This window comes from Pelomonas caseinilytica, assembly GCF_021353235.1.
Taxonomy (GTDB): Bacteria; Pseudomonadota; Gammaproteobacteria; order Burkholderiales; family Burkholderiaceae_C; genus Pelomonas; species Pelomonas caseinilytica.
The window spans coordinates 1-13,868 of sequence record NZ_JAJTWT010000001.1; the positions used below are offsets into that span (position 1 = coordinate 1).

12 protein-coding genes are annotated in these 13,868 nt (G+C 67.3%); 2 read left to right on the forward strand and 10 right to left on the reverse strand.

Going from position 1 to position 13,868, the window contains the following annotated elements; genetic code table 11:
• Nucleotides 1–299: 299 nt before the first annotated feature.
• From LXT12_RS00005 to LXT12_RS00040, 8 genes are all read right to left on the reverse strand, one after another.
• Nucleotides 300–1,976: an MFS transporter gene (locus LXT12_RS00005; protein WP_233388229.1), complete on the reverse strand. Its 1,677-nt coding sequence runs from the start codon at nucleotides 1,974–1,976 to the stop codon at nucleotides 300–302.
• 224 nt (nucleotides 1,977–2,200) lie between these two features.
• On the reverse strand, nucleotides 2,201–2,860 hold the full coding sequence (locus LXT12_RS00010; RefSeq protein ID WP_233388232.1) for a 2-hydroxychromene-2-carboxylate isomerase: 660 nt from the start codon (nucleotides 2,858–2,860) through the stop codon (nucleotides 2,201–2,203).
• Nucleotides 2,857–3,072 (reverse strand): DUF1289 domain-containing protein, encoded by a 216-nt coding sequence (locus LXT12_RS00015; protein ID WP_419964752.1) that lies wholly within the window; start codon nucleotides 3,070–3,072, stop codon nucleotides 2,857–2,859. Before LXT12_RS00015 ends, LXT12_RS00010 begins: the two co-directional genes overlap by 4 nt.
• 5 nt (nucleotides 3,073–3,077) lie before the next feature.
• Nucleotides 3,078–3,581 carry a YbaK/EbsC family protein gene (locus tag LXT12_RS00020; RefSeq protein WP_233388234.1) on the reverse strand — a complete coding sequence of 168 codons (504 nt, stop codon included), beginning with the start codon at nucleotides 3,579–3,581 and terminating at the stop codon, nucleotides 3,078–3,080.
• 217 nt (nucleotides 3,582–3,798) lie between these two features.
• Nucleotides 3,799–4,212: a hypothetical protein gene (locus tag LXT12_RS00025; protein ID WP_233388236.1), complete on the reverse strand. Its 414-nt coding sequence runs from the start codon at nucleotides 4,210–4,212 to the stop codon at nucleotides 3,799–3,801.
• A 16-nt stretch (nucleotides 4,213–4,228) separates the two neighbouring features.
• Nucleotides 4,229–4,621, reverse strand: coding sequence for a DUF3224 domain-containing protein (locus LXT12_RS00030; RefSeq protein WP_233388238.1), 393 nt, complete (start codon nucleotides 4,619–4,621; stop codon nucleotides 4,229–4,231).
• Nucleotides 4,602–5,864, reverse strand: coding sequence for a cyanophycinase (locus tag LXT12_RS00035; RefSeq protein ID WP_233388240.1), 1,263 nt, complete (start codon nucleotides 5,862–5,864; stop codon nucleotides 4,602–4,604). The genes LXT12_RS00030 and LXT12_RS00035 overlap by 20 nt, the downstream gene beginning before the upstream one ends.
• Before the next feature lie 142 nt (nucleotides 5,865–6,006).
• Nucleotides 6,007–7,467: a cyanophycinase gene (locus LXT12_RS00040; RefSeq protein WP_233388242.1), complete on the reverse strand. Its 1,461-nt coding sequence runs from the start codon at nucleotides 7,465–7,467 to the stop codon at nucleotides 6,007–6,009.
• A 174-nt stretch (nucleotides 7,468–7,641) separates the two neighbouring features.
• Between LXT12_RS00040 and LXT12_RS00045 the strand changes: the two genes are divergently transcribed.
• Both LXT12_RS00045 and LXT12_RS00050 read left to right on the forward strand, forming a co-directional pair.
• Nucleotides 7,642–10,353: a TonB-dependent receptor gene (locus tag LXT12_RS00045; protein ID WP_233388244.1), complete on the forward strand. Its 2,712-nt coding sequence runs from the start codon at nucleotides 7,642–7,644 to the stop codon at nucleotides 10,351–10,353.
• Between the two features lie 202 nt (nucleotides 10,354–10,555).
• Nucleotides 10,556–12,037: an IS5 family transposase gene (locus LXT12_RS00050; RefSeq protein ID WP_233389651.1), complete on the forward strand. Its 1,482-nt coding sequence runs from the start codon at nucleotides 10,556–10,558 to the stop codon at nucleotides 12,035–12,037.
• A gap of 143 nt (nucleotides 12,038–12,180) precedes the next feature.
• Here the strand turns inward: LXT12_RS00050 and LXT12_RS00055 are convergent, their stop codons facing one another.
• Both LXT12_RS00055 and LXT12_RS00060 read right to left on the reverse strand, forming a co-directional pair.
• Entirely contained in the window at nucleotides 12,181–13,128 is a 948-nt protein-coding gene (locus LXT12_RS00055) for a hypothetical protein (protein WP_233388246.1), read from the reverse strand.
• A complete protein-coding gene (locus tag LXT12_RS00060; protein ID WP_233388248.1) occupies nucleotides 13,129–13,686 on the reverse strand; it encodes a hypothetical protein in 558 nt (185 codons plus the stop codon).
• Nucleotides 13,687–13,868: the final 182 nt, after the last annotated feature.

A 13,868-nucleotide genomic window follows, 5' to 3' on the forward strand; every position in this document is an offset into this window, starting at 1 on the left:
ACGCTCCACGCTTCCTTCCCACACTCGGTCTCCCTCATGCAGTTGCGCTTCGCTTCGTTCGTCGTGATCAACTTACGACGGGACTTGCACCCGTAGGGGTGCGCCCATGCTGGGCGCACAACGCAAAAGGCCGGCGGATGCCGGCCTTCGGATGTGGGCTGTTCGGGCCGAGCGCCGGGCCGCCCCAAGCCGGCCCGCGCCGGCGATGTGCTTGCGGCTCGATGCCGCAAGCATCGCCGTCCCCTCGGGGGACCGACCAGACGAGCCGGCGTCCAGCCAGGCTCGACTGGGCGAGGGGCTCAGTCCTTGGCGTAGATGTCCACGTCCTTGGTCTCGCGGACGAACAGCATGCCGATGATGAAGCTCATGCCGGAAATGATGATGGGATACCAGAGGCCGTGATAGATGTTGCCGTTCTGGGCCACCATCGCGAAGGTGATGGAGGGCAGCAGGCCGCCGAACCAGCCGTTGCCGATGTGGTACGGCAGGCTCATCGAGGTGTAGCGGATGCGGGTCGGGAACATCTCCACGAGCATGGCGGCGATGGGGCCGTAGACCATGGTCACGTAGACGACGAGCACGAACAGCACGGCGATGACCATGGGCACGTTGACCTTGGCCGGATCGGCCTTGGCCGGGTAGCCGGCAGCCTTCATCGCATCGCCCAGTTCCTTCTTGAAGGCGGCGATGGCCTTGGTGCTGGCTTCGTCGAACTTGTGCTCGGTCAGCTTGCTGGCGGTCGGGACCGTGATCTCCTTGTCGCCGACGCGCACGATGGTCGGGGCGCCGGGAGCGGCCTCGACGGTCTCGGAGCTGGCGGACGACTGGGCCAGGGCGCGCTTGGCGATGTCGCAGGCGCTGGTGAAGTCCACCTCACGCGCCGTCGGGCTGCCCTGGAAGGAGCAGGTGGCGGTGCTGGTGGTCAGCGTGACCTTGGAGGTCGCCTGGGCGCGGGCCAGGTCGGGGTTGGCCGCCTCGGTCAGCGCCTTGAACAACGGGAAGTAGGTCACCACCGCGAGCAGCAGGCCAGCCATGATGATGGGCTTGCGGCCGATCTTGTCGGACAGCGTGCCGAACACGACGAAGAAGGGCGTACCCAGGACCAGCGCGATGGCGATCCAGATGTTGGCCGTCGAGGCGTCGACCTTGAGCACCGAGGTCAGAAAGAACAGCGCATAGAACTGGCCGGAGTACCAGACCACGCCCTGGCCGGCCACGAGGCCGAAGAGGGCCAGCAGCACGATCTTCAGGTTCTTCCACTGACCGAAGGATTCGGACAGCGGCGCCTTGGAGGTCTTGCCCTCGGCCTTCATCTTCTGGAAGGCGGGCGATTCGTTCATCGACAGCCGGATCCACACCGAGATGCCCAGCAGCAGGATGGAGACGATGAAGGGCACGCGCCAGCCCCATTCGCCGAAGTCCTTCTCGCCCAGCATGGTGCGGGTGCCGAGGATGACCATCAGCGACAGGAACAGGCCCAGGGTCGCGGTGGTCTGGATCCAGGACGTGTAGGCGCCGCGCTTGCCGTGCGGCGCATGCTCGGCCACGTAGGTGGCCGCGCCGCCGTACTCGCCGCCGAGGGCCAGGCCCTGCAGCAGCCGCAGGCCGATCAGGATGACGGGGGCCGCCGCGCCGATGGTCGCGTAGCCGGGGAGCACGCCGACGATGAAGGTCGACAGGCCCATGATCAGGATGGTGACCAGGAAGGTGTACTTGCGGCCGATCATGTCGCCCAGGCGGCCGAACACCAGGGCGCCGAAGGGTCGCACGATGAAGCCCGCGGCAAAGGCCAGCAGCGAGGCGATGAAGGCGGCCTGGGGGTCCAGTCCCGCGAAGAACTGCTTCGCGATGATGGCCGCCAGCGAGCCGTAGAGATAGAAGTCGTACCACTCGAACACCGTGCCCAGCGACGAGGCGAAGATGACCTTCTTCTCCTCGCGCGTCATCGGCGTCGCTGCGGATGCTGCAGTTGCCATGAAAAGTCTCCGTCTGTTGTAGGGCCGCCCGCGCAGCCCTTGCGGCGTGACTATTGCGAGGACCTCTGACCGTGTTCTGACGCCAGTCTGAATCGAGGCTGACAAACTCCGCAAGAACCCGCAGTCAGCATTTCTCAATGCGAGACCCGAGGGGCATCACGGGTAAGTCCCGAGCCCTGTTTCGACAGGGCGCCGTGGCGTGGCAGCGCGTGCGAACGCCGCGGTCAGTGGCGGCGCGCGATGCCGGGGCGCGGCCTGGCGGCGTCTTCCCAGATGCCGCTGCGGAACCACGGGTCGTTCTCCAGCGCGGCGCGCACCATGGGCAGGGCGTCCTGGCCCCAGAACAGGCGGCCGTCCAGCTCGATGGTGGGCACGCCGAACACGCCACGGGCCAGGGCCGCCTCCGTCTCGGTGCGCAGCCGCTGCTTGACGGCCTCGCTGGACGGGTCCTGCTGGGGGGCGAGCCGCACGGTCAGCTCAGTCAGGCGGCCAGGGTCGTTGGCATCGGCGCCCGCGCCGCGCCAGACGTGGTGGAAGAGCTGCTCGGCCACCCAGCGCCCCGGCGTGTCGCCCGGCTGACCCTCCGGCGCCGCACAGGCCCAGGCCAGGCGCAGCAGCGGCAGTGGGTTGAAGGGATGCTGGGCCGGCGGGTCGAGCACCACGCCCTGGCGGTGCGCCAGCCAGGCGACCTGGCGGAAGGTCCAGCGCCGCTTGGCCTCGATCTCGGCCGGCCCCTTCTGCCCCAGGGCCTGCAGCAAGGCCGCGAACAGGATGGGCCGGTAGACGACCTCGACGCTGTGTCCCGCCAGCGCCTCGGGCAGGGCCTCGAAGCCCAGGGCCGCATAGGGCGAGATGGGGTCGAAATAGAAGGTCAGCCGCTTCATGACGCGCTCTCCGAGCCGGGCGCCGGGTCGAGCCACAGGCCGCGGCGCCGCAATTCGGCCTGGCGGGCGGGCAGCTGCGCCAGGATGTGGCGCTGGCGCTCGTCGGAAGCGCCACCCCAGCCGGCGATCTCGTCCAGGGAGCGTGCGCAGCCCCGGCACCAGCCGCTGTCGGCGTCCATCCGGCAGACGTTGACGCAGGGAGATGCCGCCACGGCCGTCAACCCTGCACGACGTCGATGACCGGCGCGCCGGTGAGCCGTTCGAGTTCCGCCGGGGTCAGCTTGAACACGCCGTTCGGGTGTCCTGCCGCCGCCCAGATGACGTCGAAGCGGAACAGGTCGCGGTCGATGAAGAGCTGGGGCGATGGCCCGCCATCGACAGGCGCGAAGCCCGCGGGCGAGACGCCGCCGATGGAAAAGCCGGTACGCGCCTTGACGAAGTCCGCGTCGGCCCGGCCCAGCGGCCCGGTATGGGGCTTGAGCTTGCCCTCGTCGACGCGCCGGTCGCCCGAGGTGATGACCAGCACGGCGGAGTCGTCAGCCTTGCGGCGGAAGACGACGGACTTGGCGATCTGCCCGAGGGTGACGCCCAGCGCGTCGGCCGCCTCCTGGGCCGTGCGCGCGGCGACGTCGAGCCACAGGGGCCGGTGCGGATGGGCCAGCGCCGCCAGGGCGGCACTGACGCGTTGGAAGCCTTCGGGTCGGATCTCGGTGTCAGCCATGGCCGCGATTGTGTCGCGGCCCGGCTTATCCATGATGCTGCGCACCATACGCAGCCGACGAAACGAGGCAACTGCGGGCCGAGCGCTGGGCCGCTCCCGAGCCGGCCCGCGCTGGCGATGCTTGCGGCTTGATGCCGCAAGCATCGCCGCCCCCACGGGGGGCGGACCAGACACGCGGCGCGTTCAGCGCGCGGGGTTGGGCCGGGGGCAACTCATTTCAGTCGCGGTCGTGGCCCTTGCCGTGGCCTTTGCCGTGGCCCTTGCCCTTGCCATGGCCCTCACCATGCTCGCCGCCCGCCGGGGCCGCGTCGCCGTAGCGCTGCTGGTACCACTCCTCGCGGACGAAGTAGACCGGCACGTTGCAGGCGTTGTATTCGGCGCAGTGCTTGTCCCAGTGCTTCTGGTGGCCCGGCGGCACGCGCATGTAGACCGGGGCAACGCGCACGGGCTGGCGCTGCACCCAGACCGGCTGGGCCACCACGACCGGCGGCGGCGCGGTGTTGCCGATGTCGATGCGGCCGTAGAAGCCGGGCTGTCCGACCTGGACGGACACGCCCACGTCGGTGGCCTGGGCGGCGCCGGCCAGCAGGGTCAGGGCCGTTGCGGCCAATAGGGAAATCTTGCGGGTCATCATCCTCTCCTCCAGTTCAGCCTTGCGGCAAGTCGTAGTCGAAATCATAGAAGTGCCGGTGTCCCTCGACCCGGATGCGCATGCGCCCGGTCAGCCCGGCCAGGGCGCCGGTGCCCGAGTCCGGCACCACGCCGATGTCCAGCGACGGCTGACCACGCGTCATGAGGCCGTGGTGGACGAGGGCGAAGCTGCCCTCGCGCCCCTGCAGCCGGCCCGTCACCGTCTCGATGGCCACGTAAGCGGCCGAACCGGCCACGCTGCCGTGCGTGGCCAGCATCTGGCCGGCGCCGTGGGCGTCGAGTGCGCCTTCGTAGCGCTTGTCCAGCACCATGCGGCCGACGCCTGGGTAGCCCTCCTCCGCGGCCTGGGCCGCCATGCCGACGCTGAATTCACCGCTGACCGTCGCCATCGCCGTTCTCCTTGGGGCCGCCGCGGCCCGCGAGCACCGATTCGACCACGGGCCGCGGCAGCGCGGCCAAGGGCGTGAACAAGGGGTTGGCGACGCGCACGGGTACCACGTCCAGCTCGACGCCCAGCACCGTGTAGTCGTCGCTGCCCACGGCCTGAGCCTGCCAGCCCACCAGCCCCGGGCCGCGCCGCAGCTGGAACTCGAAGCCCAGCTCCGGCGCCGGATCGCCCGCCCGGGGGTTGGCGCGGAAGGCGAGGCCCCGGACCTCGGCGGCGGGGCCGTCCAGCAACTGCGTCATGGCGCCGAGGATGCAGCCGTCGCCGAGGATGTCGAGGAAATAGCGGTCGGACGGCAGGCCGGGCGTGAAGCCGGCGGCGGCCGGGTCGACGCGCCTGCCCTGCAGCTTGCGCTGCGAGGGTGTCGTCACGCCGCTGGCCAGGTCGTGGCGGTCGCCCGCATCGAGGTAGGACAGCCGCGCGCCGCGCAGGTTGAAGGCGGGCAGCTCGGCATCGGCGCTCGCCTCGGCCAGGTCGACGAGCACGGCGCCGCTGCCGCCGATGACTTCGAGCGCGGCCCCCTTGATGACCACCGCCGCGTTCTCGTCCACGCCCAGCCCGTGCCGGTAGCCCAGGGCGCGCATGGCCGGCAGCAGGCGGCCGATGCGCCCGCGCTTGAGAAAATGCTGGTCGACGAGCAGGTCAGGAGAGACGAAGGCCAGGCCCTGGTCGTACTCGTGGCCGGCGCGCCATTGGCCCTTGAGCACGGCGAGGTTGTCCATGGCGTCGCGGAACATCAGCCGGCTCATGACCGCCGCGCCGGCGCTGGTGCCGGCGATGACGCCGCCGGCCTCGAAGACGGCGCTTATGGCCTGGAGCATGGCCGTCGCTCGGCCTCCCGGCTGCAGGGTGTCGACGATGAGTTCCTGGGCACCGCCCGAGAAGAAGACGGCGCGGCTGGCGGCGACACGGGCGACGAGGTCCGGGTCGTGCAGGCGGGCTTGCAGGTCCACGCCTTCGAGATGGGGCGCCACCGGCACGGCCTCGGCACGGGCGCCGCAGCGGTTCAGCGCCGCCACGATGTGGGCGCCGATGCGCTCGGGGTCGTGGGCCGCCGTCGGGAAGACGGCGATGGGCGCACCTGGGCCGCCGGCTTCATCGACGATGCGCTGCCACACGGCGTCGCTGCCGGCCTGGAGGGCGCCGCCGATGAGGACGACGGTGCCGGTGGGGGCGTTGGAAATCAAGATCGGCGTGGGAGCCCGGCGGGCCGGCCGGGCGTGGGGAAATCAGGAACCTGGCATCTTGGCAGCTCGGCGCCCGCCGCGACAGCGGGTCGGTCCCGAAGAATCGCAAGCGCCCGTCAACAAACGCTGCAAGCCGTGAGCGTCAGGGCGGCGAGGAGGCCGGTGCGGACGGCGCCGAGGCCGGTGCGGCAGCCGCCCTGGGCGGCGTCCAGCCGCCGTACAAGGGCATGGGCAGGCGCACCGGGCTGATGTCCAGGTAGAGGTTGACGACGGTGAATTGCTCGCCGCCGAACTCCTCGGTGCTCCAGCCGAGGGAGTCGGACCCCTTGTAGAGGCGGAACAGGAAGCCCAGTTCGGCGAGCGGGTCGCCCTGGCGCGGCAGCACGTCGAAGGCCAGGCCCTTGACCTCCTTGCGCACGCTGTCGATCAGCCGGCTCATCGCCCCGGAGATGGTCGAGTCGCCCAGCATGTCGAGGTGGAAGACGTCGTCGGTGTAGTAGGGGCGGAAGTTGGGCGACTCGGCGTCGTGCAGATCGCCGCGCAGCTTGGGGGCCGAGGGCGTGGTGGAGCGGGCCCGCAGGTGGTAGCGGTCGCCATGCTCGAGGTAGGACAGGCGCGCGCCCTGAACGTTGAAGGCGCCGAGCGACGGATCGGACCTGGCCTCGGTCAGGTCGACGATCATGCAGCCACGGTCGCCAATGACCTCGATCTCGTCGCCGCGGATGATGGCCGCCGTGTTCTCGTCCACGCCCAGTCCGATCTTGTAGCCCTTGGCCATCATCAGCGGGATCATGCGGCCGAACCGGCCGCGTTTGAGGAAGTGCTGGTCGACGAACAGGTTGGGGCCGACGAAGCCCAGGCCGCGGTCCACCTGCTTGCCGTCGACGAAGCGCCCCTTGAGGATGTTCACGACGCTCGGCGCGTCGCGGAACATGATGGTGCTCATGATGGCCGCGCCCGCCGAGGTACCGGCCACGACGCCGCCCTTGCGGTAGACCTCCCAGATGGCCTCCAGCATGGGCGTGCTCTGGCCGCCGGGCTGCAGCACGTCGACGATGCGCTCCTGCACGCCGCCCGTGAAGAAGATGCCCTTGGCGGCCTTGACCTTGGCGATGAGGGCCGGATCGCGCACGACCTTGTTCAGGTCCACCCACAGGAAGCGCGGCGCCACCGGCAGCGCCTCGGCCACGGCGCCGCGGCGCTGCAGCAGGTCCACCACCTGCTTGGCGCTGGCTTCGGGATCCTCGCTGGCCGTGCCGAAAACGACGAAGCGTGCGCCCTTGCCGCCGGCCAGCTGCACGATGCGCTGCCAGACCTCCTCGTTGTCCGCCTTGAGGGCGCCGCCGATGGGCACGGCATAGCCGCGGATGGTCGAGTCGGGCTCGGGCAACAGGGCCCCGCCCTCGGTATGCGTGGGCCGCGGGGCGGCCGGGGCCGGCGCGGACGCGGCCGGGCGCGCCGCAGCGGAGGGTGCGGCGGCGCGCGGCTGTCGCGCCTGCGGCACGCTGGCGGCCGGCGCGACCGTCGCCGGTGCTGCCTGCGCGCCCATCGCCACAGCCATCGCGGCCATCGCCGCCCCCACGCGCCAGATCCATGCCCTCATGCCCACAACCCTCCTTGGTCCAGACCGCGCATGATGACAGAGCCGGCGTGTCGGTTTTGCCCCCAATCGGGACGACGGCCGGCGTGGCGCGCGCGAGACGATTCTTCCTGCAGGGGACAGGCGGCTGACGAAGCCATGCCTAGACTCGGGCGACCCATGAACGGAGCCCCGTCGATGAAGACACCCCGCGTTTCCCGCACCGCCCTCGCCGCCACGCTGATGCTGCTGGGCGCCGCCCAGGCGCAGGCCCAGAGCACCCTCGAACGCGTCGAGGTGACGGGTTCGGCCATCAAGCGCATCGAGGGCGAGACGGCGCTGCCGGTGCAGGTCATCACGCGGGCCGAGATCGACAAGGCCGGTGTCACGACGGCGGCGGAGCTGGTGGCCCGCGTGGCCGCGAGCGCCAACAACCTCACCGACGGCGGCAGCGTGGCCTATGGGGGCTTTCGCGACCAGATGGGCTTCAACGCGGCCAACCTGCGCGGCCTGGGCGTGTCGTCCACCCTCGTGCTGCTCAACGGGCGGCGCATGGCCAACTTCGCCTCGCCGGGAGACGCCGCGGGCGTGGACCTGAACAGCATCCCGGCCGCGGCCATCCAGCGCGTGGAGATCCTGCTGGACGGCGCGTCCTCGCTGTACGGCTCCGACGCCATCGGCGGCGTCATCAACTTCATCACGCGCAAGGACTTCTCCGGCATCGACCTCAACGTCCTGGCCGGCAACACGACCGAGGGCGGCGGCGCCAACAAGCGCTCCGCGACGCTGGCGGGCGGCGCGGGCGACTTCGGCCGCGACGGCTTCAACCTCTTCGGCGTGCTGGACGTGCAGACCACCAGCAGCCTGAACGCCTCGCGCCGCAAGTTCATCAAGGCGCTGGACATCCCGGGGCGGCTGCCGGACCTGCTGTCCAGCGCCACCTTTCCGGGCAACATCAAGCTGGACCAGAACCTGGACGGCTCCGAGCAGCGCGACCTCCTGATCGCCGAAGGCTTCAAGGCCAATGGCCGCGACGTCATCAGCAGCTACACGATCAACCCCGCGGCGGCCAACGGCTGCAACCCGCCGGCCAACCTCTATCTGCCCGACGGCATCGGGGGCGTGGACGGCTGCACCTTCGACTACATGCGCGACATCGAGCTGTACCCGAAGTCCAACAAGAGCAGCGCCTTCGGCCGCGGCATCTTCAACCTCGGCGCCGGCCACCAGTTCTTCGTCGAGGCCGCGGTTGCGCGCGCCCGCACCTACTACACGGGCACGCCCAACCGCGTCGACGCCGAGATGGACGTCTCCCTCGTGCCCGCGCTGAAGAACACCGGCCTGGCCGCGTTCGACGCCGGCGACAAGCGCCGCATCATCGTCGTGCGCACCCGACTGGCAGAGGCGGGCCTGCGCACCAGCGAACTGGTGGCCTCGACCAGCCGCTTCGTGGCGGGCACCACCGGACTGCTGGGCGGGTGGGACTACGAATGGGCGCTGAACCACAGCACCAGCAAGGTGTCCGACCGCGACCACCAGGGCTACCTGAACGAGCAGATGGTCATGGACGGCTTCGCCGCCGGCACGCTGAACGCGTTCGGGCCGTCCAGCGCCACGGGCCTGGCGCTGTACGAGCAGGCGCAGATCCGCGGCGAGGTGCGCCACGCCACCGGCACCATGGACAGCCTGGACTTCAAGGCCTCCAAGGCCATCGGCCAGCTGGCCGGCGGCGATCTGGCCCTGGCCTTCGGCGGCGAGCTGCGCCGCGAGAAGCAGGACTACCACCAATCCGACGCGCTCAAGAACGACCTCATCCTCGGCGAGACCTCGCAAGGCCCGGACTCGGACTTCGGCAAGTCGCGCAGGGTCGGCGCCGCGTTCGCCGAGATCAGCGCGCCCGTGACCAAGCAGCTCGAGCTGGACGCAGCGCTGCGCTACGAGCACTACCAGGTCAGCGGCGGCGCGGCCAGCCCCAAGCTCGGGCTGAAGTACGTGCCCATGCCGGAGCTGCTGGTGCGGGCCTCGGTCGGCCGCGGCTTCCGCGCGCCCAGCCTGTCCGACCTCTACCGCCCCGTCACGCAGGGCTCGTCGGCCACGCTGGTGGACCCGGTCTGCCTGGCCGCGGACCCGGAAAACACCGTCACCGACTGTTCCGACATCTGGACCACGCTGAACTACAGCAACGCCAAGCTCAAGCCCGAGAAGTCACGCCAGTACTCCCTGGGCATGGTCTTCGAGCCGCGGCGCGGCGTCAGCCTCAACGTCGACTACTGGAACATCCAGAAGACCAATCTCATCAGCACGCTGGGCGTGGACGTCATCCTCGGCAACCTCGCCAAGTACGGCGGCCTGGTGCACCGCCGGCCCAACGACAAGATCGACACCATCGACCTGATCAAGGAAAACCGCGGCAAGCAGAAGATCTCCGGCCTGGACCTCGGCATCGCGCTGAGCAACCTCAAGACCGGCCTCGGCCAGTTCGGCCTGCGTCTGAACGGCACGCTGACGCTCAAGTCCCAGCAGCAGACCGGCGACGGCGATCCCTTCGTCAGCAACCTGGGCGTCTTCATCAACGACGGCGTCGTGCAGCGCTGGCGCCACAACCTGGCCCTGGACTGGGACGACGGCCCCTTCTCGGCCACGCTGTCCAACAGCTACCTGTCCGCCTACGATGACCAGCACGTCATCGGCAAGACCGACCGCCGCGTGGGCTCGTACTCGCTGTGGAACCTGTCGGCCGGCTGGGAAGCCACCAAGGCGCTGACGCTGCGCGCGGGCGTGCAGAACCTCTTCGACAAGTCGCCGCCGTTCTCCCAGCAGGCCTATTTCTTCCTGTCCGGCTACGACCCCAGCTACACCGACCCGCGCGGCCGTTTCGCCTACGCGAGTATGAAATACATCTTCCACTGACGCGCCACACAAAAGGTACTACTGGCGCCATCACCGACAAACTAACGCACTAGTGTTCACTACGGTGCGCACTACGGAGTCGGCCCTGCAAAACGCCCGCAACCCGCATGAACACTGGTGATGCGGGGTGAATGCCGATGGTCAGAACTCCCAGAATCAAATTCAATGGCCATTGATTCCTGGGAGTTCTGGAGGGCAGGCGATGGCGACCGACGACTTCTTCCGTGCGCGGCTGGATGGCATGGTGGATCCCCGCCACCCGCTCGCAGTTCTCGGCCGGCGCATGCCCTGGTCGCAGATTGAAGCGTCGCTCGCCCCGTTGTTCGCACGCAAGGCTCGCATGGGCAAGTCCCGCGAGGACGCTGACATGTTTGGCCCCACGCGGGTGGTGGCTGCCGGCGGCGTCAGCCGCGCGGGTCGGCCGCGCCTGCCGATCCGGTTGATGGTCTCGCTGCTGTACCTCAAGCACGCGTTCAACGAGAGCGACGAATCGGTGGTCGAACGCTGGAGCGAGAACGTGGTGTGGCAGCTTTTCAGCGGCATGGAGTACTACCAGAGCAAGCTGCCCTGCGACGCCACGCAGCTCGGTCGCTTCCGACGCGTGCTGGGCGAAGCCGGCGTGGAGCAGTTGCTCAAGACCACCATCGAAGCGGCGGTCGTGATGAAGGCGGTCAAGCCCGTCGAACTGGAGCGCGTGACGGTCGACACCACGGTCCAGGAAAAGGCCATCGCTCACCCGACGGACAGCCGATTGCTGGAGGTTGCACGGGCCAAGATCGCCCGCCTGGCCAAGCGAGCGGGCCTGAAGCTCAAGATGACGCACGAGCGTGAGGGCCAGAGCTTGCGCCGTCGTGCCGGCGGCTACGCCCATGCCAAGCAGTTCAAGCGACTTCGCCAGGTGGTGCGCCGCCAGCGCACGATCCTGGGCGTGCTGCTGCGCGAGGTGCAGCGCAAGATGTCGATGCTGGCGCAGGCCGCACAGGACCAGCTCGAGCCCTGGCTGGAACGTGCCGAGCGCATCCGCAGCCAGCGGCCTCACGACAAGAACAAGCTCTACGCCCTGCACGCGCCCGAGGTCGAATGCATCTCCAAGGGGAAAGCGAGACGGCCATACGAGTTCGGCGTGAAGGTCAGCCTGGCCGTGGCGCACAAGAGCGGCCTCATCGTGGGCGCCCGTAGCTTCCCCGGCAACCCCTTCGACGGCCACACGCTCAGCGCACAGCTTGAGCAGACCAGCACCTTGCTGCAAGACCTCGGCGTCAAGCCCAAGGTGGCCGTCGTCGACCTGGGCTATCGCGGTGTCGATGCCGACATCGCCCCGGTGGAGCTGATCCACCGGGGCAAGTACAAGTCGCTGAATGCGCTGCAGCGGCGCTGGCTCAAGCGCCGGCAGGCCATCGAGCCGACCATCGGCCACGCCAAGCACGACCACCGGATGGACAAGTGCTGGCTCAAGGGCAGCGAAGGGGACGCGTTGCACGCGGTGCTGTGCGCGGCCGGCTTCAACATCCGCTGGCTGCTGCGGGCGCTGCGGCGCCAATTGCTGGCCGGCAGTCTGAAGCACGTTTATTCGGCCTTGATCGCCGTATGGGTGGCCGGGCTGGCAGCGGCCATGGCGGGGTTCAACGGTGTTCTCGGCGCCAATGCCGCTCAATCGCGCCAGTCGCTGCTCCGCCCGTCATGACCGCTCGCCGTGGCCGTCCCGTCAGCGAATCTCGTGGAAATTGATTTTGCAGGTCTGACTACGGAGACAGGCACTCGGCGCCGTCGTCCATACGCGTAGTAGGCATGTCAGAAACCCACACCGCGCGGCGCGCGCGATCAGATCTACGTATTCGGCTTGAATTCAAGCTTCCCAGACCCTTCCGCGTCAAGGGTCTTAAGCCAGTTAACATACTGCTCCTTGGCGCGGTAAAATTGCGGTTTTTCAGACTCACTCAGGTCAGCCAGCAAAAATTCCGTCCAATCGGTTTCACATATGCCAGAAAGAGCACACATCGTTGCCATCTTGACGCCACCGCTTGAGCAGTCGACCCCAAAGTCGCATACCGCCCCTAGCATCGCCAAGGACACAATATGGGCAGTTCGAGAATCACTTTCAACCGCAACGATCTTCACGGCAGGAAGTATTGAAGCTAACCCAATGTCCGCGACCACCGGTTCACCTGACTGAATCATCTTCAATCCGCGCCGCCCGACTTCCACCTCGTCCTTCGGCGCAGTCACAAAATCCTCCGAAAGCTGCTTTCCTCTGCCCTTGAGAGCCACAACAAGGCGCGATGTAAAAACCTTACCGGCTTGTATGAATTTTCCACATCGGCCCAACAGGGCCTCGACGGCCTTTCGGCGGCTTTCGCTGTATTGCCCCCCAAGTAACGTTTTGATGCCGGGGCCCGCCGCGAAGAGCTGAAACTGTTCCTGCATATTCAGCACGCCTTGGCATTCACTCGCCAACTGAAGTGCCGTATATACCTCGATCGGATCGCTGCTTTTTTGCGCCGCAACTGCCCTTTCCATGATGTCAACTGGACGCTTGGCGGGGTTCAGCGAGACCGCACGAGAAGGCAGCACCTGCACTTCAGTACCTTCCCGATCTGTCTGTAACGACTTTCCAGGACTGCCAGTCTTCCCTTGGATCGCGACAAGGCTTGAGTCGGCAAGCTTGGCCTCATCTCCCGCCGACGCAAAATATATACCTCCGGCAGCCAGAGACAGCACCAATGCAATCAGGTAATTTCGCTTCGTCAATTTAATCACCTTGTCGCGCGTCTTCAATTATTTAACACAATCATTTCGAAAGCCATTGGATACGGTTTGCACTCCAGTGGAAATCCAGCGCACGGTGATTGTTACCAGTGGAGCTGGGGGGCCAGAGGTCGGCCCGTCAGATTCGACCCCCCAGTATCCTGTCCGATAGTCGGTATAGGATTTCCCATTTCTACAATAATCCTTTCCACCGCCACCACTGGCGGGCTTTCTCTTTGTATCCACGGTTGGTACCGTTTTGTCAAAATCCACCGGCATCGTGCTGGGCCACCGCTTGATCTTGAAATCAGCGATTTGCCCGTCGTAGTAAACGACCCGCACATAGTCGTCGCGCAACGCCCTGTAAATCGCCACCGGCGTATTCAGCGCAGGCGCAAGATACATGTTCGCCAGCTTTTGTGCGGCCTCATACTCGTTTCCAGAATCGCTTCCTAAGGTAGTTTGCTCATAACCCGCCCCCGCCGCCGCAACAAAGAACGGCCCCCAAACCTTAGCCAAGGCCCACAAGGACACGGACAGTAAGGAAACAAAAACAATCTTGCGATTTAATGTCTTAAACCATCTCACTTTACTCTCCCAATATAGTCAAACAAACTGCCTATTTCTAGGCCAAGTGATGCTAGACCAACCCAGGCCACCCTCGCGCCCAAGAACTGGTAATTAATACCAGACCAATATCTATTGACGACGGTGACATCTCGCAGTGATTACCCGCGCCGTTAGAAATCTCGCTTGGATGGACACACTGC

Excerpts from the sequence above, each read along its gene's own strand:
- LXT12_RS00020 (WP_233388234.1), bottom strand. The coding sequence starts at position 3,581 with ATGGCTGACACCGAGATCCGACCCGAAGGCTTCCAACGCGTCAGTGCC.
- LXT12_RS00045 (WP_233388244.1), top strand. The coding sequence starts at position 7,642 with ATGAAGACACCCCGCGTTTCCCGCACCGCCCTCGCCGCCACGCTGATG.
- LXT12_RS00040 (WP_233388242.1), bottom strand. The coding sequence starts at position 7,467 with ATGAGGGCATGGATCTGGCGCGTGGGGGCGGCGATGGCCGCGATGGCT.
- LXT12_RS00050 (WP_233389651.1), top strand. The coding sequence starts at position 10,556 with ATGGCGACCGACGACTTCTTCCGTGCGCGGCTGGATGGCATGGTGGAT.
- LXT12_RS00030 (WP_233388238.1), bottom strand. The coding sequence starts at position 4,621 with ATGGCGACGGTCAGCGGTGAATTCAGCGTCGGCATGGCGGCCCAGGCC.
- LXT12_RS00005 (WP_233388229.1), bottom strand. The coding sequence starts at position 1,976 with ATGGCAACTGCAGCATCCGCAGCGACGCCGATGACGCGCGAGGAGAAG.
- LXT12_RS00025 (WP_233388236.1), bottom strand. The coding sequence starts at position 4,212 with ATGACCCGCAAGATTTCCCTATTGGCCGCAACGGCCCTGACCCTGCTG.
- LXT12_RS00010 (WP_233388232.1), bottom strand. The coding sequence starts at position 2,860 with ATGAAGCGGCTGACCTTCTATTTCGACCCCATCTCGCCCTATGCGGCC.